At 61.9% G+C, this 19578-nt stretch carries 21 protein-coding genes and 2 pseudogenes; 11 read left to right on the forward strand and 12 right to left on the reverse strand.

Annotated features, from left to right (window positions below):
- Window positions 1-36 precede the first annotated feature (36 nt).
- Together AMK00_RS04705 and AMK00_RS30520 are read left to right on the forward strand one after the other, a co-directional pair.
- Window positions 37-1386 (forward strand): SLC13 family permease, encoded by a 1350-nt coding sequence (locus AMK00_RS04705; protein ID WP_064800897.1) that lies wholly within the window; start codon window positions 37-39, stop codon window positions 1384-1386.
- Between the two features lie 34 nt (window positions 1387-1420).
- Window positions 1421-1564 (forward strand): annotated as a pseudogene (locus tag AMK00_RS30520) (LuxR C-terminal-related transcriptional regulator); the annotation flags it as partial.
- Window positions 1565-1611: 47 nt separating this feature from the next.
- Here AMK00_RS30520 and AMK00_RS04710 read toward each other — a convergent pair.
- On the reverse strand, window positions 1612-1998 hold the full coding sequence (locus tag AMK00_RS04710; protein ID WP_064811641.1) for an ectoine synthase: 387 nt from the start codon (window positions 1996-1998) through the stop codon (window positions 1612-1614).
- A gap of 179 nt (window positions 1999-2177) precedes the next feature.
- On the opposite strand from AMK00_RS04710, the gene AMK00_RS04715 reads away from it, so the two are divergent.
- The 3 genes and pseudogenes from AMK00_RS04715 to AMK00_RS04725 all read left to right on the forward strand — a co-directional run bounded on the left by AMK00_RS04715 (window position 2178) and on the right by AMK00_RS04725 (window position 5315).
- Window positions 2178-3062: a LysR substrate-binding domain-containing protein gene (locus AMK00_RS04715; RefSeq protein WP_064809730.1), complete on the forward strand. Its 885-nt coding sequence runs from the start codon at window positions 2178-2180 to the stop codon at window positions 3060-3062.
- A 247-nt stretch (window positions 3063-3309) separates the two neighbouring features.
- Window positions 3310-3542: pseudogene (locus tag AMK00_RS32840) on the forward strand (methionine--tRNA ligase); the annotation flags it as partial.
- Window positions 3543-4175: 633 nt separating this feature from the next.
- Window positions 4176-5315 carry an acyltransferase family protein gene (locus AMK00_RS04725; RefSeq protein WP_064809732.1) on the forward strand — a complete coding sequence of 380 codons (1140 nt, stop codon included), beginning with the start codon at window positions 4176-4178 and terminating at the stop codon, window positions 5313-5315.
- Window positions 5316-5668: 353 nt separating this feature from the next.
- Here the strand turns inward: AMK00_RS04725 and AMK00_RS04730 are convergent, their stop codons facing one another.
- From AMK00_RS04730 to AMK00_RS04740, 3 genes are read right to left on the reverse strand one after another with little or no spacing between them, the layout of a single operon-like run.
- Window positions 5669-6232, reverse strand: coding sequence for a biotin transporter BioY (locus AMK00_RS04730; protein WP_011424275.1), 564 nt, complete (start codon window positions 6230-6232; stop codon window positions 5669-5671).
- A 24-nt stretch (window positions 6233-6256) separates the two neighbouring features.
- The gene (locus AMK00_RS04735) at window positions 6257-6865 is read right to left on the reverse strand and encodes an energy-coupling factor transporter transmembrane component T family protein (protein ID WP_011424276.1); all 609 of its coding nucleotides are present in this window, start codon (window positions 6863-6865) and stop codon (window positions 6257-6259) included.
- Window positions 6865-7539 carry an energy-coupling factor ABC transporter ATP-binding protein gene (locus AMK00_RS04740; protein ID WP_064800903.1) on the reverse strand — a complete coding sequence of 225 codons (675 nt, stop codon included), beginning with the start codon at window positions 7537-7539 and terminating at the stop codon, window positions 6865-6867. The genes AMK00_RS04735 and AMK00_RS04740 overlap by 1 nt, the downstream gene beginning before the upstream one ends.
- 344 nt (window positions 7540-7883) lie before the next feature.
- Between AMK00_RS04740 and AMK00_RS04745 the strand changes: the two genes are divergently transcribed.
- The gene (locus AMK00_RS04745) at window positions 7884-9074 is read left to right on the forward strand and encodes a winged helix-turn-helix domain-containing protein (RefSeq protein ID WP_064809733.1); all 1191 of its coding nucleotides are present in this window, start codon (window positions 7884-7886) and stop codon (window positions 9072-9074) included.
- A 319-nt stretch (window positions 9075-9393) separates the two neighbouring features.
- Here AMK00_RS04745 and ribB read toward each other — a convergent pair whose 3' ends face one another.
- From ribB to AMK00_RS32395, 3 genes are read right to left on the reverse strand one after another with little or no spacing between them, the layout of a single operon-like run.
- On the reverse strand, window positions 9394-10497 hold the full coding sequence (gene ribB / locus AMK00_RS04750) for a 3,4-dihydroxy-2-butanone-4-phosphate synthase (protein WP_064809734.1): 1104 nt from the start codon (window positions 10495-10497) through the stop codon (window positions 9394-9396).
- Between the two features lie 8 nt (window positions 10498-10505).
- Complete coding sequence (aroC, locus tag AMK00_RS04755; protein ID WP_064809735.1) at window positions 10506-11603, reverse strand: chorismate synthase; 1098 nt, start codon at window positions 11601-11603, stop codon at window positions 10506-10508.
- Window positions 11567-11932: a hypothetical protein gene (locus AMK00_RS32395; protein ID WP_123876175.1), complete on the reverse strand. Its 366-nt coding sequence runs from the start codon at window positions 11930-11932 to the stop codon at window positions 11567-11569. The genes aroC and AMK00_RS32395 overlap by 37 nt, the downstream gene beginning before the upstream one ends.
- Between AMK00_RS32395 and AMK00_RS04760 the strand changes: the two genes are divergently transcribed.
- The 3 genes from AMK00_RS04760 (at window position 11931) to AMK00_RS04770 (ending at window position 12750) form a co-directional block, all read left to right on the forward strand.
- Window positions 11931-12191 (forward strand): DUF1344 domain-containing protein, encoded by a 261-nt coding sequence (locus AMK00_RS04760; protein ID WP_003569889.1) that lies wholly within the window; start codon window positions 11931-11933, stop codon window positions 12189-12191. The genes AMK00_RS32395 and AMK00_RS04760 overlap by 2 nt on opposite strands.
- A gap of 117 nt (window positions 12192-12308) precedes the next feature.
- Window positions 12309-12551: a DUF1902 domain-containing protein gene (locus tag AMK00_RS04765; protein ID WP_064800907.1), complete on the forward strand. Its 243-nt coding sequence runs from the start codon at window positions 12309-12311 to the stop codon at window positions 12549-12551.
- Window positions 12552-12555: 4 nt separating this feature from the next.
- Window positions 12556-12750, forward strand: a complete 195-nt coding sequence (locus tag AMK00_RS04770) for a type II toxin-antitoxin system HicA family toxin (protein ID WP_064800908.1) — start codon at window positions 12556-12558, stop codon at window positions 12748-12750.
- Window positions 12751-12772: 22 nt separating this feature from the next.
- Here AMK00_RS04770 and AMK00_RS04775 read toward each other — a convergent pair whose 3' ends face one another.
- The 4 genes from AMK00_RS04775 to AMK00_RS04790 all read right to left on the reverse strand — a co-directional run bounded on the left by AMK00_RS04775 (window position 12773) and on the right by AMK00_RS04790 (window position 16308).
- On the reverse strand, window positions 12773-13363 hold the full coding sequence (locus tag AMK00_RS04775; protein WP_064800909.1) for a histidine phosphatase family protein: 591 nt from the start codon (window positions 13361-13363) through the stop codon (window positions 12773-12775).
- Window positions 13364-13383: 20 nt separating this feature from the next.
- On the reverse strand, window positions 13384-14202 hold the full coding sequence (fabI, locus tag AMK00_RS04780) for an enoyl-ACP reductase FabI (RefSeq protein ID WP_064800910.1): 819 nt from the start codon (window positions 14200-14202) through the stop codon (window positions 13384-13386).
- Window positions 14203-14323: 121 nt separating this feature from the next.
- Window positions 14324-15532, reverse strand: coding sequence for a J domain-containing protein (locus AMK00_RS04785; protein WP_064805933.1), 1209 nt, complete (start codon window positions 15530-15532; stop codon window positions 14324-14326).
- Window positions 15533-15849: 317 nt separating this feature from the next.
- Window positions 15850-16308: an RT0821/Lpp0805 family surface protein gene (locus tag AMK00_RS04790; protein WP_064800911.1), complete on the reverse strand. Its 459-nt coding sequence runs from the start codon at window positions 16306-16308 to the stop codon at window positions 15850-15852.
- A 65-nt stretch (window positions 16309-16373) separates the two neighbouring features.
- Between AMK00_RS04790 and pdxH the strand changes: the two genes are divergently transcribed.
- Window positions 16374-16994, forward strand: a complete 621-nt coding sequence (pdxH, locus tag AMK00_RS04795; RefSeq protein WP_064800912.1) for a pyridoxamine 5'-phosphate oxidase — start codon at window positions 16374-16376, stop codon at window positions 16992-16994.
- A 4-nt stretch (window positions 16995-16998) separates the two neighbouring features.
- Here the strand turns inward: pdxH and AMK00_RS04800 are convergent, their stop codons facing one another.
- Window positions 16999-18036, reverse strand: a complete 1038-nt coding sequence (locus tag AMK00_RS04800; protein WP_064809736.1) for a polysaccharide deacetylase family protein — start codon at window positions 18034-18036, stop codon at window positions 16999-17001.
- 216 nt (window positions 18037-18252) lie between these two features.
- Between AMK00_RS04800 and AMK00_RS04805 the strand changes: the two genes are divergently transcribed.
- Window positions 18253-19536, forward strand: a complete 1284-nt coding sequence (locus tag AMK00_RS04805) for a D-alanyl-D-alanine carboxypeptidase family protein (protein ID WP_064809737.1) — start codon at window positions 18253-18255, stop codon at window positions 19534-19536.
- The last annotated feature ends 42 nt before the right edge of the window (window positions 19537-19578 follow it).

The following is a 19578-nucleotide window of genomic DNA, read 5'->3' on the forward strand; positions in this document are numbered from 1 at the left end:
AACCACGGCGCTGGAGGCGTCGGAGGGAGGGGAATCATGGGTATTGAAATACTGGCCATAGGCCTGCTCATCGCTATGTTCATCGTTGCGACGATCCAGCCGATCAACATGGGCGCGCTCGCCTTTGCCGGCGCCTTCGTGCTCGGCTCCATGACCATCGGCATGAAAACCACCGATATTTTTGCTGGCTTTCCGAGCGATCTGTTCCTGACGCTCGTCGCCGTCACCTACCTCTTCGCCATCGCGCAGATCAACGGCACCATCGATTGGCTCGTCGAATGCGCCGTCCGTCTGGTGCGCGGACGCATCGGCTTGATCCCCTGGGTGATGTTCCTCGTCGCCGCCGTCATAACAGGTTTCGGGGCGCTTGGGCCTGCCGCCGTCGCCATTCTCGCGCCCGTCGCCTTGAGCTTTGCCATCCAGTACCGCATTCACCCGGTCATGATGGGGCTGATGGTGATCCACGGCGCCCAGGCGGGCGGCTTTTCGCCGATCAGCATCTATGGCGGCATCACCAATCAGATCGTCGCCAAGGCCGGCCTGCCTTTCGCGCCGACCTCGCTGTTTCTCTCGAGCTTCTTCTTCAACCTCGCGATCGCGGTGCTGGTCTTTTTCGCCTTCGGCGGCGCAAAAGTCATGAAGCACGCGCCGACAACATCACCTGGCCCCTTGCCCGAACTGCATCCCGAGGGCGTGTCGGCGTCGATCAGGGGCCACGGCGGCACGCCGGCAAAGCCGATCCGGGAGCATGCCTACGGCACTGCGGCCGATACCGCTGCGACACTGCGTCTGAACAATGAGAGAATTACGACCCTGATCGGCCTGACGGCGCTCGGCATCGGCGCCCTGGTTTTCAAGTTCAATGTCGGCCTCGTCGCCATGACCGTGGCCGTCGCCCTGGCGCTCTTGTCCCCGAAGACGCAGAAGGCGGCAATCGACAAGGTCAGCTGGTCGACCGTGCTGCTGATAGCAGGCATCATCACCTATGTCGGCGTCATGGAGAAGGCGGGTACCGTCGATTACGTGGCGAACGGCATATCCAGCCTCGGCATGCCGCTGCTGGTGGCGCTTCTGCTTTGCTTCACCGGTGCCATCGTTTCGGCCTTTGCGTCCTCGACCGCGCTGCTCGGCGCAATCATCCCGCTGGCCGTCCCGTTCCTCATGCAGGGCCATGTCAGCGCCATCGGCGTCGTCGCCGCCATCGCGATCTCGACGACGATCGTCGATACCAGCCCATTTTCCACCAACGGTGCGCTTGTGGTCGCCAATGCGCCGGATGAAAGGCGCGAGCAGGTCCTCAAGCAGTTGCTGGTCTACAGCGCGCTGATCGCCATCATCGGCCCGATCGTCGCCTGGCTTGTGTTCGTCGTGCCGGGGCTGGTGTGACGAGGAGCCTGTGAACCTCTCCCTTCGGCCGTGGGCCATCGCCCGCGGCCTTTCCTTAAGGGAAGTGGCGATGGCCGACGATATCAGCTACGAGACCCTCAGAACGCACCTGAGAAACATCTATGCCAAGCTCGGGGTCAATTCCCGGGTCCGCCTGGTGTCGCTGCTGATGCGGTGAATACTCGAGGCGCAATCCCGGTCTTCATCGGTGTGCGGGAGCCAGGCTCAATATTCCGAACCGCTGCTGTTGTTCAGATCGTGACGTTCCGTCCCCTTTAGCGGCGGATTGAAGATGCTGACCAGGATGAGATCCTCGTCCTTGCCACCCCGCAAATAATGGCGATCATGTTGGTCGAGAACGTAGATGTCGCCGACGCGGATGGGAAAGACATTGCCGTCCATATCCTCGACCTCGCCTTCTCCCTGAATGCAATAGCAGGCTTCCAGATGGTTGCGGTACCGCAGCAGCGCTTGCGTGTTGGCGCGAACGACAGTGTGGCAGACCGTAAACCCCATCCCGTCATCCCGCGTCAGCAGACGATGGCTCGTGCCATTGCCCCAATCGACGAAACGCTCGGTCTGCTCCACGTCTTTCAGGCTTCTCACAAACATGTTCTTCTCCTCGAAAATGGCGGAGATGGCTCGATCTCCATGATCCATTAGGCCCCGAAATCCACGCTTGCTTCAAATGATCTAAATTGCGAAAACTGTTAGAATAATTTACATGTTTCTCCCGGATTTGAGGTGAGTGAAGGAGCCGATCCCGGCTCTCATGTGAGGAATTCGAACATATGCAGCTGCCGCCGCTCAACGCATTGAGGGCCTTCGAAGCGACAGCCCGGCTGATGAGCCTGTCAAAAGCCGGAGACGAGCTGCATGTGACCCATGCCGCGATCAGCCACCAAATCAAACATCTGGAGACGTGGCTGGGGCGCAAGCTGCTGCAGAAATCCGGACGCGGCGTTGCGCTAACGCCGGCGGGTGCCGAATATTATCTGGCCGTCTCCGGCTCATTGGCAGCCATCGCCCACGCAACGGGCAATATGCGCCGAGACCACAATATGCGCTCGATCACCGTCGGCTGCATTCCTTCAATCGCGTCGCGCTGGCTGGTTCCCGCGCTTCCGTCTTTCCGGGAGAGTGATCCCGACCTTGACGTCAGGATCGTCTATGCAAGAGCGGAAGAACGCTTCGATGACGAAAGCCTGGATGTTCTCATCACCATGGGGGAAGATCTGTCGGGAGGGCGGGAGAGCCGGCTGTTATTCTCCCGGCGCAACCAGCCGGTGGCGAGCGTCCATTATCTGGCAAAGCGCAATTGGGCTATCGAGAACGTTCCCTTTGCCACGGCCGACCTCCTGCATGACGAATCCATGGACGGCTGGAGAGAATGGTTCCGCAAGGCCGAGATAAAGCCAGCCGCGCCGATCCGCGGACCCATCTTTCAGGACTTCAACATTCTTGCCACGGCAGTGATCGCCGGTCATGGGATCGCTCTATGTCCTGTCGAGGTGTTTCGGCGAGAGATCGAACGCGGCGACCTCGTCGTGCTTTCGGATATCTCCACGGCCGAGACCCAGGGATATTACCTGATCACCAGCTCCTCGGCGAAGAAGCCGGTGCGTCGTTTCGCGGAATGGTTCATGAAGGAATGCCAAGCCGTTGGACTGCGGTAGAACCGTGCGGAGATGGACGCTGAAGGGCGAAATGCTCGGGAGGAGCGATCGGCACAAACGCGGATCAAGGTGCGCGCTTGTTCGAAACGGCCGTCGATGTTAGGAAAAGTGCATGGACAATACCGTGATCAGCACTTTCGTGATGATGATGCCGCGCTCATAGCGTGGCGGCTTTCGTGCGTCCATAAAGCACCAGCGACCGCCCTCGAGGCGGTCTTTTCATGGGTCGATCCGTCTCGTCGGCAAAACTCCGGAAGGCCGAACGGCGGCCGCTGCCCGTCTCGGCGCCTGCCTGGCGGAACAGGTCTACGGCCTCGCCATCATTGCCCGTTGCCTCCTGCCGTTCCTGCCGGGCTCGGCCGCAGCGCTGCATGCCAGGCTCGGAATTCCGTCTCCTCGCCTCTGTCGGGATCCGCTGATCGTGGATGGGTCAAAGCCGCCCCGCAAGCCGTCCTCTTTCCCCGAAGAACGGCCGCGTGACGGCCGCAGTCCAGACAAATTACTCTGCGCTGTAACTTCGGCAGCGCAGAGCGAGGGCCTCAAGTGACAAGGAGAGGTTTTCCAGCATGTCATGAAACTTTCATATTGAGGCCATTGCGAAAACCGAAGAATAATCTACAATTTTGGTCAGGAAACAAGAATTCCTGAAGCAAACGAAAGGAAACTGATTGGATTCTTATCTTCTGACGACCATGCTCGTCGCTGGTGTCCTGGCCTTTGCCCTCACGGCGGTAAGAGCGGGGACAACCACCCAAACCACCGCAAACACCAGGCGCAGTCCGGATTCAGGTGGCGATGGTGGAATTGGGATCGAGGTCTCTGATGACGGGGGCTGCGATGGCGGGGACGGAGGTGGCGGGGACGGAGGTGGAGGAGACTAGATCAAACGGAAATCGATAGAATGCCCGACCGCCTCAAGGCGGTTTTTTGTTGCCCGAACAACACTTCGTACAAGCCCGGAATCTCAGACCCGCGCGGAGATTGCAGAACTGATCTGACGGGCTGATAGACGAGCGAATCCGGCACGCAATTCAATTTTGGGGTCGTCGCAGCAAACATGTGCCCTATCTCAGTCGGGTCGGCGCTGGGGCGAAGGTGTTGGAGACAATCAATATGGCAAAGTCTGCGGCTGGAAGCCCGTATATTTACGGGATCGACGCACTGCGATTTGTATGCGCGCTCATGGTGACCGTATTTCATCTTGGATTTGCTTCCTGGGCTTCGCCCCTATATCTCCGACCGTATCCAATGCCCGAGATCGAGAACATCGCCCAACCCGGCTGGGTTGGCGTCGAATTGTTCTTCGTCATATCGGGCTTCGTCATCGTTAACTCCGCCGCTTCCGCCAGCCCCATGTCCTTTCTCAAAGGGCGCATTCTGCGGCTCTATCCGGCGGTATGGATCTGTGCATCGCTGACGCTGATCATCATCGCGACGCAAGACGTCAACAGGCGCGTCCTCTGGAATTATCTGCGCTCGATCACGCTCTATCCCGGCGGGCCATGGATAGATGGCCAATACTGGACGCTGGCATGCGAGATCTGTTTCTATGCCATCGTCTTCATCATGTGCGCGACGCGGCAAAAGACGAGGATGCCTGCCCTGGCGCTCGGCCTGTCGTTGGCCAGCACGGCATTCATTGCGCTGTTATACGCCTTTCCCGATGCAGCCATCCCGGCCATATTCACCGAGACCGCCTGGCGGGCCATTCCCTTCTATTATGGCTGCCAATTCGCTGTCGGCATCTACATATGGCTGCTGTCTCAGGGTCGGATGAACCGAATTTCCTGGCTGGGTTTCCTCTGCGCCCTGGCGACGGGGACTGTTCAGATCTACATGGCAGGCGAGAACACCAGCGACCGTACGCTCGCCGCAGCGGGCCATTTCTTCTCGTCGTTTCCCGCAATCGCAATCTGGGCGGCGGGGCTGGCGTCGATCGTTGCAAGCGTCGGATACAGCAAGCGGATCAGTCACCTGCCGGCCTCCTTCCTTCAATCGGTGAAGACCCTCGGCTCGATGACCTATCCGCTCTATCTCCTGCATTTCGCCATCGGCGTCCAGCTTCTCGACTGGTTGACTGCTCTGGGATTGGCGCCGCTCCTGGCGCTGGTTTTCGCCGTCGCGCTCGTCTGCGCAATGTCGCTTGCGGTGTGCAAATGGGGAGAGCCGCCGATCCGCAGGGTCCTGCGAGGGTTCCTCGACCGGCTTGGGCAGCGCGCTGCCGGATTTCAAGCGAAGGAGTCTCGGGCTTAGGGGGCAATCGAGGAGAAGGTAGGCCGGAGGCGTAATGACGTCCGATTTCCCCGTCTCGGTTCTTGCCTTGAAGTTTACCCCACTCTCCGTCCTGCTCGGGCACCCGAGCATCCATGTGGCCTCTTGCAGCCCGGGGAATGGATTCCAGGCTCAAGGCCTGGAATGACCGAGGTTGAGGAGATCGAGCGGCAGGGGGACCCTCCACTCAAGGCCCCTGCCGCAGAGCTCACTCCACTCTTGCTCGTGCTCGGGCTTGGCACGCGCATCCACGCGACTTCCTTCAACGCAGAATGGCCGCCTTGGCGCGGAAGGCGGCCATTGTCGGTATGCTCAGCAAGTCGGCCGTTACGCGCTCAAGCGCGCGCCGGCAGCAGGGGATAGCCGACCATGACGGCGCGGCCGAGGAGGGCAGCGACGACGGCCTTGATCACATCGCCCGGAATGAAGGCCATCGAGCCGACGAAGGCTTTCGTGAAGCCGAGGCCTGCGACCGTTGCGAGATAGGTGATGCCGAAGGCGTAGAGCACGACGATGCCGCCGATCATGGCGGCGAGGAAGAAGCTCACCGTCTGCACCAGACCGGACTGCCCGTGGTTGACCAGCCGCTCGCTGAGATAGCCGGTGACGAAGGCGCCGAAGATCCAGCCGACGAGGAAGCCTGCCGTCGGCGAGGCGAAGATGGCAAGGCCGCCGCGGCCGCCGGAAAGCACCGGCAGGCCGATCGCGACCAAGAGCAGCACGATCAGCACGGCAATCGCGCCGCGCCGGGCGCCGAGCACGACACCGGCCATCATGACGCCGAGCGATTGGGCGGTGATCGGCACCGGAATGAAGCCGAGCGAGATCGGCGGCAGCAGGCCGAGCGCCACGATGATTGCGGCAAAGAGGGCGGTAAGGACGAGGTCGCGAGTGCTCATCATGAACTCCGTATTAAGAAATTGTTAACTTCCATGCCGCCGAATGCGGCGCGCGTCAATCGCAGCGGCGACATTATCCGCGTCCTTCAGCGTCAGAATGATCAGCGGCGCAAGCAGGCTCGTCGGCCGGACCTTCAGCCCGCGGGCTTTGTGCGCCTCGCGGATCGCCTGATAGCGGTTGACGATCTCTGGAACGAAACGCAGCACCAGGCCGAGCGCGAGGCCGATATCATCGGCCTGAACCCGGCCGGTGCGTTCGAGCGGGCGGGCGAGCGCCGTCACCTCGTCGATGAACTCGGTAATGGTCGTCGTCGCCGTCACGCTGGCGGCGAGAAGCATCAGCGCCGTCAGCCGCAGCACCGGCACGAGTGCCGCCTGCCAAGGGTTGAAGATGAGGTTGAAGAGGGCGACAACCGCAATCGTCAGGAAGATCGGCCGCAGCCGTAGCAACGCCTCGCCGATCGGCAGGCCGACCGTACCGTAGAGAACCGCCGCCACCAGCACGGCACCCGAGAGCAGAAGCAGATTGTGGCTGATGAACAGCAGGATGGCGAAGGCCGTCAGCGACAGGAGCTTTGCCCGCGGCGAGAGCCGGTGCATGCGGCTGTTGCCTTCGACGTAGAGCGATTGCATCAGGCGGCGATCTCCCTGTAGCGGGCGATGGCTTCGGCCGCCGGCTCATCGGCGGCGAGCCGACCCTCGTGAAACACGAGCACCCGCTCGAAACCGGCGATCAGCTCGAGGTCGTGGGTGATGACGATGGCGCTTTCCGGCAGTCCGGCGATGATCCTCTCGACCAGCGCCCGGTTTTTGAGGTCGAGCTGGTTGGTCGGCTCGTCGAGGATGAGAATGCCCGGGCCGGTCGCCAGCACCGAGCAGAGCGCGGCCACCTGCAGTTCCCCGCCGGAAAGCTCGTGCGCCCGGCGATCGGCCAGCGCCTCGGCGCCGAAGCGGGCCAGCACGCCCTCGACCCTTGCCTCGATCTCCGCCTTGCTGAGGCCGCGCCGCTTCAGCCCGAAGGCAATGTCGTCCTTGACGATCGGCAGGATGATCTGATTCTGCGGCGACTGAAAGATGAAGCCGACATCGGTGACAGCAGTCTTCTCGTCGGCCGTATCGCGGCCGTTGACGATGACGCGGCCGGTGGTCGGCTTGGTCAGCCCGTTGATCAGCCGCGCAAAGGTGGTCTTGCCCGAGCCGTTCAGCCCGATGACGCCGATCCGTTTGCCGGTGATGGCGAGCGTCAGCGGCTCCAGCGCCACCCGCGCTCCGAAACTGACACCCGCACTTTCGAATTGAATGTTCAAACCAACTACCTTGCATCCGGTGACGTGACACAGGAGGTCAACATCATGCGACGCTTGAGCGCCTTATAGTGGGGAGATTTGCGAAACAGCCCCTCATCCGGCTGCCGCCACCTTCTCCCCGTAAACGGCGCGAAGGGGATATGCCGCGACCTCTCCGTCCCCAGTTGCCTCTCATGGGCACGTCCCCTTTCCCCGTCAGAACGGGGAGAGGGCTAGGGTGAGGGGCAGAAATCGGCGCCAACCTGACAGCGCTCCTTCTATACGGTCGACCCTCCTCGGTGAAAGAGCAAATCTCCCTGTCGATATCGGGTGGCTAGGAAGATTTTCCGGATTATGATGTGGCCATGACGAATCTGCTGTCCAATTCCGATGCGCGCCGCGTCTTTCTTGCCAAGCAGGGCCTCAGCGCCCCACCGAACCGCGCCTTGACCAGGGCCGGCCTGCTGCAGTTGATCCACGATCTCGGCTTCGTCCAGGTCGACAGTATCCAGACGGTGGAGCGGGCGCATCATCAGATCCTGTTTTCCCGCAACCAGACCTATCGGCGCGAGCATCTGAAGGCACTGCTCGAAAAGGAACGTGCGCTGTTCGAGCACTGGACGCACGACGCCTCGATCCTGCCCAGCGCCTTCTTCGTCTATTGGAAGCACAAGTTCCGCCACCAGGAAAAAGTCCTCGTCGAGCGCTGGCGCAAATGGCGCGGCGAGGGTTTCGAGGCGGCTTTCGAGGAGACCTATGAGCGTGTGCGGCGCGATGGCGCGATGCTGGCGCGCGACGTCAAGGCCGATGGTCATGTTTCCGGCGGCTGGTGGAACTGGCATCCGAACAAGACGGCGCTCGAATATTTTTGGCACACCGGCAAGTTCGCCATCGCCGGCCGCTCGAATTTCCAGAAGATCTATGATCTGACCGAGCGCGTCATCCCGGCCGAATTTCGCGAGCCGGAGGTCAGCCGCGAAGACTTTGTCGATTGGGCCTGCCGCAGCGCGCTTACCCGCCTCGGTTTTGCCACCCACGGCGAGATCGCAGCCTTCTGGAACCTTGTCTCGCCCGACGAGGCCAAGGCCTGGGTATCAGCCCATCGCGACGAGCTGAGCGAAGTGCTGATCGAACCGGCGCTCGACGGCAAGGCACGGCCATCCTGGGCCTTTGCCGACTTTCTCTCGACGCTCGACAGCCATCCCGATGCTCCGCCGCGCATCCGCGTGCTCAGCCCCTTCGACCCGATGATCCGCGACCGCAACCGCACCGAACGCCTGTTCGGCTTCTTCTACCGCATCGAGGTCTTCGTGCCCGAAGCCAAGCGCGAATATGGCTATTACGTCTTCCCGCTGCTCGAAGGCGACCGCCTGATCGGCCGCATCGACATGAAGGCCGACCGGAAGAAATCGACGCTCGACGTCAGGCGGCTGTGGCTGGAACCGGGCGTGAAGCCTTCTGCCGGGCGGCTGGAGCGGCTGGAGGCGGAACTGGAGCGGGTGGCGCGGTTTGCCGGGGTGGAGAAGGTGGTGCTTTTGGGGGGGTGGAGAGGGTAGTCGAATTACTCTCTGCCCGTCTCTGCGCCTTTACAAGGGAGGCCGTAAGTGCCGGCCGAATGAATACGTTTCTGTACGCCGACGGCGATTTTGGCAACAACGCCAACCACACTCTCCGTCATCCCAGGCCTTGAGCCTGGGATCCATGCGACTGCTGCTGATGGATGCGGCGCGGATGCTCGGCTCAAGGCCGAGCATGACGGAGAGGGGGGTGCACAGGAGAAACCCATTCACCGCGCAGAGGCCTGATGTCAACGCCATCCGCTAGCGAAATTAGATAGCCAGTCATGGCCTTGATGACGGAGGGGAGGGCCTCCCCTCAGCAGATCTCCGTCTTGCTGATCTTGATGCCGAAACCTTCCAGGCCGACATAGTGGCGCTCGCGGCTGGTGAGCAGCTTGATCGAGCTGACGCCGAGATCCTTGAGGATCTGGGCGCCGAGGCCGATTTCCAGCCATTCGCTCTCGCGCGTCTGCGCCTCGGTATGGGCTTCACGGCCCTGGTTGCGGGCCTTGCGGCCGTTGTCGTAATGGCCGACGCCGACAGAGCCTTCGCGCAGATAGACAATGACGCCGCGGCCTTCCGCAGCGATCTTCTCCATGTAGAAATCGACCGGGCTCTTCCTGCCGAAAAGGTCCTCGGCAACGTTTTCCGGATGCAGGCGCACCGGAATGTCGACGCCGTCGCGGATGTCGCCGAAGACAACGGCAAGATGCTGCATCGGGTCCCAGGGCAGGGAATAGGTATGGGCCTTGGCCTTGCCGAACGGCGTGTCGAGGTCGAAGCTGGTGCCGTGCTCGACCAGCGTTTCCTTGCGCTGGCGATAGGCGATGAGATCGGCGACGGAGACGAGCTTCAGCCCGTGCTGCTCGGCGAATTCGACCACCTGCGGACCGCGGGTGACGGTGCCGTCGTCATTGACCAGTTCGGAGATGACGCCGATCGGCGGCAGGCCGGCAAGCTTGCAGAGATCGACCGCGGCTTCCGTATGGCCGGAGCGCATCAGCACGCCGCCTTCACGCGATACCAGCGGGAAGATGTGGCCGGGACGGACGAAATCGGCGGCCCCGACATTCGGATTGGCGAGGTTGCGCACCGTCAGCGTCCGGTCGTCGGCCGAGATGCCGGTCGTCGTGCCGTGCTTGAAATCGACCGAGACGGTGAAGGCGGTCGTGTGAGCCGAATCGTTCTCGGCCACCATGGCGTTGAGGTTGAGGCGCTTGGCCTCTTCCTTCGGCATTGGCGCACAGACAATGCCTGAGGTATGGCGCACGATGAAGGCCATCTTCTCCGGCGTGGTGTGCACGGCGGCGACGATCAGGTCGCCCTCGTTCTCGCGGTCATTGTCGTCCATGACGACGACGATTTCGCCGGCCTCGAAGGCCCTGATGGCGTCGACGACGCGTTTCTGATCGTAAGACATGGACGCTCCTATTTCAGACGGCCGGTCTGGCCGCGGTCGCGAAGATAATGATCGGCGATGGCGCAGGCGACCATCGCCTCGCCGATCGGCACGGCGCGGATGCCGACGCAGGGGTCGTGCCGGCCCTTGGTGCGGACGTCGACATTCTTGCCGTCGGCATCGATCGATTGGCGTTCGGTCAGGATCGACGAGGTCGGCTTGACGGCGAAACGCGCGACGATCGGCTGTCCCGTCGAGATCCCGCCCAGAATACCGCCGGCATTGTTGGAAAGGAAGATCGGCGTGCCGTCATTGCCCATGCGCATTTCGTCGGCATTGTCTTCGCCTGAGGTTTCGGCGGCGGCAAAACCATTGCCGATCTCGACGCCCTTGACGGCATTGATCGACATCAGCAGCGAGGCGATATCCTGGTCGAGCTTCGAATAGATCGGTGCGCCGAGACCGGCGGGCACGCCTTCGGCAATCACTTCGACGACCGCGCCGATCGACGAGCCGGCCTTGCGGATACCGTCGAGATACTCCTCCCAGACAGGCACGATCGCCGCATCCGGAGAGAAGAATGGGTTCTGCCCGATCTGCTCCCAATCCCAGTTGCTGCGGTCGATCTTGTGCTTGCCGATCTGCACCAGCGCGCCGCGCACCGTAACACCCGGTACGACGAGGCGGGCGATGCCGCCGGCCGCAACCCGGGCGGCGGTCTCGCGCGCCGAGGAGCGGCCGCCGCCGCGATAGTCGCGAATCCCGTATTTCAGGTCATAGGTATAGTCGGCATGGCCGGGGCGGTATTGCCGGGCGATCTCGCCATAATCCTTGGAACGCTGGTCGGTGTTCTCGATCAGCATCGAGATCGGCGTGCCTGTTGATGTCATCGTCTCGCCGTCGGCATCGAGCATGACGCCGGACAGCACCTTCACCAGATCGTCCTCGCGCCGCTGCGTGACGAAGCGGGATTGTCCGGGCTTGCGCTTGTCGAGCCAGACCTGGAGATCTTCGAGCTTGAAGCGCAGCCCCGGAGGGCAGCCGTCGACGACGCAGCCGAGCGCCGGACCATGGCTTTCGCCCCAGGTGGTTACGCGGAAGAGGTGACCGAATGTATTGTGCGACATGTGTTCCCACGGCGGCGCCAGGGCCGGTCGCCGCCGGCCGCGCCATTGCTTGAAAAGGCGCGACACTCATAGGCCAAAAAACCGCCGAGGCAAAAGCCTTTCTTTGCGTCAAACCGGCAGTGGCGGAAATGCTGTTTCCGTCCTTGCAACGGAAGGGCCGTCACGAAGCCCGAAAGAAAAGGCGTGGTTAACGCAGCGTCTTGATTATGTTTAAAATGCGATTCATCAATTGGGCGGGAAAAGCCATCCTTACGGGCAATTTTCGCCATATTCAGGAGATTATCTGTGGCCAGTGTTCTCGTGCAGCGTTTCAAGAGGATTGTTGCCATGCGTTTCGTCGTCGCCACGCTTTTGGCCACAGCAAGTTTCCTGTCGCCGATGAGCGGTTTCGCCGAGAGCGCCGATGTCGAGGCGACGATCAAGAAGGTCGACACGGCCAATCTGGTGCTGACGCTCGACGACGGTAAGACCTATCAGGCGCCCGAGGAATTCAACTTCGACGGCCTCGAAGCCGGCGTCAAAGTGATCGTCTTCTATACCGAGGTCGACGGCAAGCGCGTCATCAACGATCTCGATATCGTCAAGTAGCTGGCAAATGCCGAGATCGGCGTATAAAATTCACTTTCATTCGGTTACATATGTACACTAGACACGGCGGTGCATGCCAACCGTCTGGGACATCACGGCCGTTATGGAGAATGATCTATGAAGCACGCCTCGATCATAGTGCGCGCGGATTGGGATGAAGAGGCTGGCGTTTGGGTCGCCAGCAGCAACGATATCGAAGGGTTGGCCGTTGAGGCGGATACCCTCGAAGCCCTCGAGCCTAAGGTTATCGCAGCGATCACCGATCTCTTCGAGCTGAACGGCTTTACGTCGAGCCTGCCGGAAATCCCTATTCACATCATGGCCGAACAGCTCGTTCGCATTCCCAATCCGTCCTATTGAGCGCATGGCCGGCTATCTCCGCGAGCTCAAAGAGTTGCTGTTGAAAGCCGGCTGCGAATATGTGCGGTCGGGAAAGGGCGACCATGAAATCTGGTACAGTCCGATTTCCGGCCGTCATTTCACGGTCGATCATGGTGTAAAATCCCGCCATACAGCCAATGAAACGCTGAAACAGGCCGGACTTCCAAAGGCATTCTGATGGGGGATGGCTTGGCAGCCCCCTACAGCCAGACGATCTTCCGCTCGGTAGTATCGATCCTGACGATCTGATCCTGTGGGATGCCGCCTTCAGCAGCGGTGCTCTTCGGCAGGTCGGCGATCATCTGGAAAAGCGTGCGGATGACGCCGCCATGGGTGACGCAGACCGTCGGGCGATCGACGGAGCGCAGCCATGCGCCGGTGCGCCAGGAGAGGATCTCATAGCTTTCGGCGTCGTCACCGGGCGGGATGAAATCCCATTTCGAGGCATTGCGTTCGGCCACCCGCTCGGCCTGCGTCGCCTTCAGCTCCTTGAGCGTCGAGCCTTCCCAGTCGCCGAAGGAAATCTCCACCAGCCGGGGATCGGTGCGATAGGCAAGCGGCGGGAGGCCCATGGCGGCGCGCATGATTTCCATCGTGGCGCGTGTGCGTCCGAGCGGACTTGCGACGAAATCGAATTCGCCGACCGTCTCACCGAGAATCTCGGCCAGCGCAATGCCGTTCTGCCGGGCCTGTTCCAGGCCCGTGGCATTCATCGGCACGTCCTTCTGGCCCTGCAGGCGGCGCTCGGCATTCCAGTCCGTCTGACCGTGTCTGATCACATAGATAAGCACGGTCCAGACTCCGGAGGCATTTAGTCCTTGACGACCGAAATATCCGGCGCGTCGACCGCCTTCATGCCGATGACATGGTAGCCGCTGTCGGCATGATGCACTTCGCCGGTGACCGAGCGCGACAGGTCGGACAGCAGATAGAGGCCGACATCGCCGACTTCTTCGATGGTGACGGTGCGCCGCAGCGGGGCATTATATTCGTTCCACTTCAGAATGTAGCGGAAATCGCCGATGCCGGAGGCGGCGAGCGTCTTGATCGGCCCGGCCGAAACGGCGTTGACGCGGATGTTCTGCGGCCCGAGGTCGACGGCGAGATATTTGACGCTCGCTTCGAGGGCGGCCTTGGCGACGCCCATGACATTATAGTTCGGCATGACCTTTTCGGCGCCGTAATAGGTCAGCGTCAGCATCGAGCCGCCATCCGTCATCAGCTTCTCGGCGCGGCGGGCGACCGACGTGAAGGAATAGACGGAGATCTGCATCGTCTTGGTGAAATTGTCGGGCGAGGTGTCGATGTAGCGGCCGGTCAGCTCGTCCTTGTCGGAAAAGCCGATCGCATGCACGAGGAAGTCGATCTTGCCCCAGAGCTTTTCGACATTTTCGAAAACCGCGTCGATGGTAGATTCGTCGGCGACGTCGCAGTGGCCGACGAGCGTCGCATCGATTTCGGCTGCAAGCGGCTCGACACGCTTCTTCAGCGCATCGCCCTGATAGGTGAGCGCAACTTCTCCGCCCTGCGCATGAATGGCCTTGGCAATACCCCACGCAATCGAACGATTGTTGGCGACACCCATGATGACGCCGCGTTTGCCTGCCATGAGGCCGGATGCTTGAGCCATATTTCGCTCCCTAGGATTCTGATCGATCCTGCCTATGGCATAGGCCGTTAATCGGTTCAAGCTTGGCCTGGATCATCAACTGTTAGGGATCGTAACAAAGGGTGCGAATGTCATAAAAATTTCACAGGAACAGGCCTTCACGCATGCTCCGCATGAGATCGGTGATCTTGTCGTCGGGCTTTTCCCACAGGATGATGCGCAATTCGACGACGAGATCGCCTCTGCTGCCGTCTTCCCGCAGCAATCCCTGGCCGGGAATCGCGATCGTCTTGTCCGAGCCCGACCAGGCGGGAACGGTGATGCTCAAAGGCCCGGCCGGGCCGTCGATGTGTGCCTCGGTGCCGAGCACGGCATTTTCGATACTGATCGGCAGTACGGCATGCAGGTCGAAACCATCGACGGTGAAGCGTGGATCGGGGGCGATGCGGATGTTGACGACGGCATCGCCGCGCTGCATGCCCGGCAGCTTGAAGCCTTGTCCTTTGAGCCTGATCTCGTGACCATCGGTCGTGCCCGCCGGCAGCGCGAAGCCGATTTCGCGGCCCTCCGGCAGCGACGCGGTGATCCAGCCGCTCTTCAGCACGTCGTCGATCGTGACCGTCGCCGTCGTCACCTCGTCGGGCGCTTTCTCCAGGCCGGTATCCTTGGCGCCGGTGAAACGGCGCACTAGCGATGTCAGGATGCTGAGCGGCAGCGACAGGTTGGCGCCGGCATTATTTGACGTCTCGCCGAGTTCCTCGTCGGCTTCGGCGGCCTCGCCATCCATGCGCTTGCCTGCTTCGGCCTGTGTCTGGCCCTGTGTTTGCTGAGAATGCGTCTGCTGATTCTGTGTTTGCTGATTCTGGGCCTGCTGGTTCGGGGCCTGTTGGGCGCGGCCTTGCGCCTGGCCGCCCGCCGCAGCGCGCGCCTGCGCGCCGAAAATGCGTTCCACCATCTCCTCGGCGCCTTCGCCGGCGCCGGTCTGCTGTCTCTGGCCGTCGGCCGCGGCCTTCTGGGCAGCCCGGGCAAGCTCTTCCATCACCCGCTCGGCATTGGCCTGCGCCGCCTTGGCGCGGGCCGCAGCCTCGCGCGCGGCCTGGCGCTGCTGCATGATCGTCTGTTCCTGCTTCTTGGCTTCCGCCATCCGCACGGCATTGTCGAACAGGCTGCGTTTGCGCGGGTCTCTCAGCGTTTCATAGGCGCGGCCGATCTCGGCGAACCGGGCCGTCGCCGTCGGATCACCCTGATTGTGATCGGGATGGGCTGCTTTGGCCATGTTGCGCCAGGCCGCCTTGATCTCGTCTGCCGCCGCGTCGCGCTTGACGCCCAGAATTTTGTAAGGATCGCGCATGTCAAAACCGCCGGTGTTGCGATGCGGGCGCCTGTCCTTGCCCGGCATCCCCGCCCAATATCGAAGTCCAATATCAACATGTGAGGCGCCACCGGCCGCAAAGGCACGGAGAGCCACTCTCGACACCGATCGTGCGGCCGAGTTGCTAATCACTTCTTATTTCTGTGGAGGGATGGGGAGTGTTTTGCCGTAAATGGTTAGCTCTTTGCTAAGCATTCGCCACAAAGCCGGCGGCCGTTAACCTGTCGCGCGCCGAATCGCAGATTGAATCCTGCCGGATCAGCTTTCCCGCCGGAAATTAACTTTCCCGCCGGAAATTAACTTTCCGGCTGGAAGCTCAGCAGCTGCCAATTGCCGCCGCCGACGAGGCAGGTCTTGCCGTAGAATTTGGCGATGCCGACATAGGAATGCCGCGTCGTGCGGAACTGCCTGCAGACCTGGCCCGATTCGTTGTTTTCGACGATCGTGTCGATGACGCCGGCGCTGCCGGTCGATGCATTCGCCCAGGGAAGCGGCTGGCCCTCGAGCTTGTGCACATCGGCCGAGGTCACGGCGTTGCGCACCGTCATTTCGTCCGAGAGCGTGTCGGTGCTCGGCGGCGTCTGCGGCACGGTGCCGGTGGCCACCGACCGATCGACCTTGGCTTCGCTCAAGAAATCCATCCCGCCCGCAAGGCAGCCGGAAAGCGACAGCATTGCGGCGCCGACAACCAGGAAGACGCTGCTGCGTTGCCGCAGGCCCTTTGTATGGCGATATGACTTTGCTATGACTTCCACCCTGCGTCCTGTCCAGTTTTCAAAAGCTGGGCGAGTTTTGAATAATCCGGGGCATTTGAACCAATATGTCGGCAAACGAGTTAACAAGCGGTGACTTTACCGAAAGTGGCGAGCCCTTCAAGCTCTTTGCCGAATGGCTGAAGGAAGCGGAGGCCTCCGAACCGAACGATCCCAATGCCGTGGCGCTGGCAACGGTCGACGAGCATGGTCTTCCCAATGTCCGCATGGTGCTCCTGAAGGGATTCGACGATGACGGATTCGTCTTCTACACCAATTTCGAGAGCCAGAAAGGTCGCGAAATCTTGGGGCAGAAGAAAGCCGCCATGTGCTTCCACTGGAAAAGCCTGCGCCGCCAGGTGCGGTTGCGCGGACCTGTCGAGATCGTGAGCGACGCCGAAGCCGACGCCTATTTCAAGACGCGGGCGCGCGGCAGCCGCATCGGCGCCTGGGCCTCCAAACAATCGCGTCCGCTCGAAAGCCGATTCGCGCTGGAGAAGGCGGTGGCCGAATACACCGCCCGCTACGCGATTGGCGAGATACCCCGGCCTCCCTATTGGTCGGGCTTCCGCATCCGGCCGACCTCGATCGAATTCTGGAAAGATCAGAATTTCCGCCTGCATGACCGCATCGAATTCCGACGACCGTCGCCGGTCGGAGCGTGGGAAAAGGTGCGGATGTATCCCTGACCGCTTACCGACCCATCAGCTTCAGCGGAATGCCGGAGGCAAGCGCCGAGACGTAGCGCCGCTTCTGGTAGAAGCCGTTCAGCGACATGCGCGGGAGATAGTTGTTCGTACCTGCTGCCGGCAGCCCCGGTTGTGTGGTGACGGCGACCGAAAAGCCCAGCCGGCCGGCAATCGCCGCCTCGCGGGCGGTCGCAGCTTCAGGCGTGCCGTAGGGATAGGCGATTGCGGCGGGACGGACGCCGGTCAGCGCCTCGACGTAATCGGCCGAAACCTCCATCTCGATCCGCGCTTCGGCCTCCGAGAGCCGGGCAAGGGCGCGATGGCTGATCGTATGGGCGCCGAGCGCTGCAAGCGGATGTCGGGCGAGCCGCTGCAATTGCGCCGGTCCCATCACCAGATCGCGCACGATATCGGTCGGCTCGATGCCGTTTTCCCTGGCCAGCATATCAAGGGTGGCAACGGCGCGCGCCTCGTCGAAGCGGTGGATATACCGGACGAAACGGTCGAAGGCCTCCCATTGCTGCCGCGGCCCGTCGAGCGCCAGCCGCTCGCTGCCGCGGCCGAAATCGAAGCGGATTTCTTTTGCCTGGCGCAACAGGACGGCGAGCGTTTCCCACCAGATGCTGTGGGAGCCTTCGGCAAAACCCTTGGTGACGAACACCGTGAAAGGCGCCCTATGTCGCTCGAATACCGGCAGCGCATGCTCCACGTTGTTGATGTAGCCGTCGTCCAGCGTAAAGGCCGCAAACGGCCTGCCGCCCTCGGGCTCGGCCAGCAGCGCCGGCAACTGGTCGAGCCGCACGAAACGATAGCCGTCGCGGGTCAGCCGCCGCAGCGCGGCGTCGAGAAAGTGCGGGGTGATTTCGAGATGCGCGTTCGGCTCGAAGGCCTGGGCTACGTGCGGGCGGACATGATGCAGCGTGAAGATGACCCCGCGCCCGCGCGCCTGCCGCATCAGGCCGGCCGCCGCGATCAGCCAGGACGCCTCGAGCCCGGCGCCGATCGCCGCCCTTTTTGCCAGTCGCTTCAACTGCCCCGTCATGCGCCGCCCATTGCTTTTGCGCCAAACTAGCGATCCTAGCTTAAGCCTTGCTGTATACCGATTTCGCACAGCTTCTTTCGTTTTTTGTTAACCAAGACGATGAAAAGGCTAGAAAAATGGTAGGCGTTGCCGCAAAGTCGCGCCAAACTTGCGGCTTCTGTCACATTACGAGACATGGCCGGCCCATCGAGAGCCAGCGCATCAGGGGGGAACTCCATGAGAAAGCTTTTGGCGGCTGTTTTGACCGTAACGCTGGCCGTTTCGGCGCCGCTTGCGGCTCTTGCCGGCAGCGCCTCGCTGATCCTCGATGCCCGGACCGGCAAGGTTCTCGCGTCCGAAAACGCCGATACGCTCAATCATCCGGCCTCACTGACGAAGATGATGACGCTCTATCTCACCTTCGAGGCGCTGAAACGCGGCAAGATCGCCTGGGATACGCCGATCGAAATGTCGAAATACGCTGCCGCGCGGCCGCCGACCAAGCTCGGCGTCAAGGCGGGCGGCACCATCACGGTGCGCGAGGCGGTCTACGGCATGATCGTCAAATCCGCCAATGACGCCGCTGCCGCCATGGGCGAGAAGCTCGGCGGCTCGGAAAGCGGCTTTGCCCGGATGATGACGGCCAAGGCCCGCCAGCTCGGCATGAGCCGCACCGTCTTCGTCAATGCGTCGGGGCTGCCGAACAGCCGCCAGGTGACGACGGCGCGCGACATGTCGACGCTCGCCGTGGCGCTGATGAAGAATTATCCCAATGAATATCGCCTGTTCTCGATGGCAAGCTTCAGTTTCCGCGGCAAGACCGTGCGCGGCCATAACAATCTCATGTACCGCTACCAGGGCATGGACGGCATCAAGACGGGCTATACCAACGCCTCCGGCTTCAACCTCGTCAGTGCCGTCAGGGACGGCAACCGCCGCGTCGTCGGCGTCGTGCTCGGCGGCCGCACCGCCCGCAGCCGCGACGCCAGGATGGAAGCGCTGCTCGACCGCTATCTCGGCCGCGCCTCGTCATCCGGCGGCGCCAGGCTGATGGCGAGCGTCGGCGCCGGGGAGCCGGTCGAAGTCGCGTCCGCCGCCGAGGCTTCCGATGTTCCGGTGCCGGCGAACGCGCCGCGCCCTGACGAAGATCTCGCAGCGAAGAGCCTGGCTTATGCCGATGACGCCGTCGTGCCGCTGGAGCGTCCTGTCGCGATGGACGAGATCCTGAATGCCGGCAAGACCGGCAAGGCTTCGGCCGAGAAAGCCGACGGAACCTGGCAGATCCAGATTTCAGCGGCGCCGAGCGCCGATGCGGCGCGGGCGCTTCTTGCCCAGGCACAGTCGGAAGGCGGCGCGCCGCTGGTCTCCGCCTCACCCTATACCGAGGCTGTCGGGCAGGGGGCGAACAGGATCTATCGCGCCCGCTTCGTCGGTTTCGCCAGCAGGGACGCCGCCGCCTCCGCCTGCGATGCGCTGAAACAGCGTTCCTATGATTGCATGCTGCTGCCCGATCAGAGCTAATCGCGGCCGCCATATTCCACTCTGGACAAGTAGCGGGAATCA

The organism is Rhizobium sp. N621 (genome assembly GCF_001664325.1).
In the GTDB taxonomy this organism is placed as follows: Bacteria; Pseudomonadota; Alphaproteobacteria; order Rhizobiales; family Rhizobiaceae; genus Rhizobium; species Rhizobium esperanzae.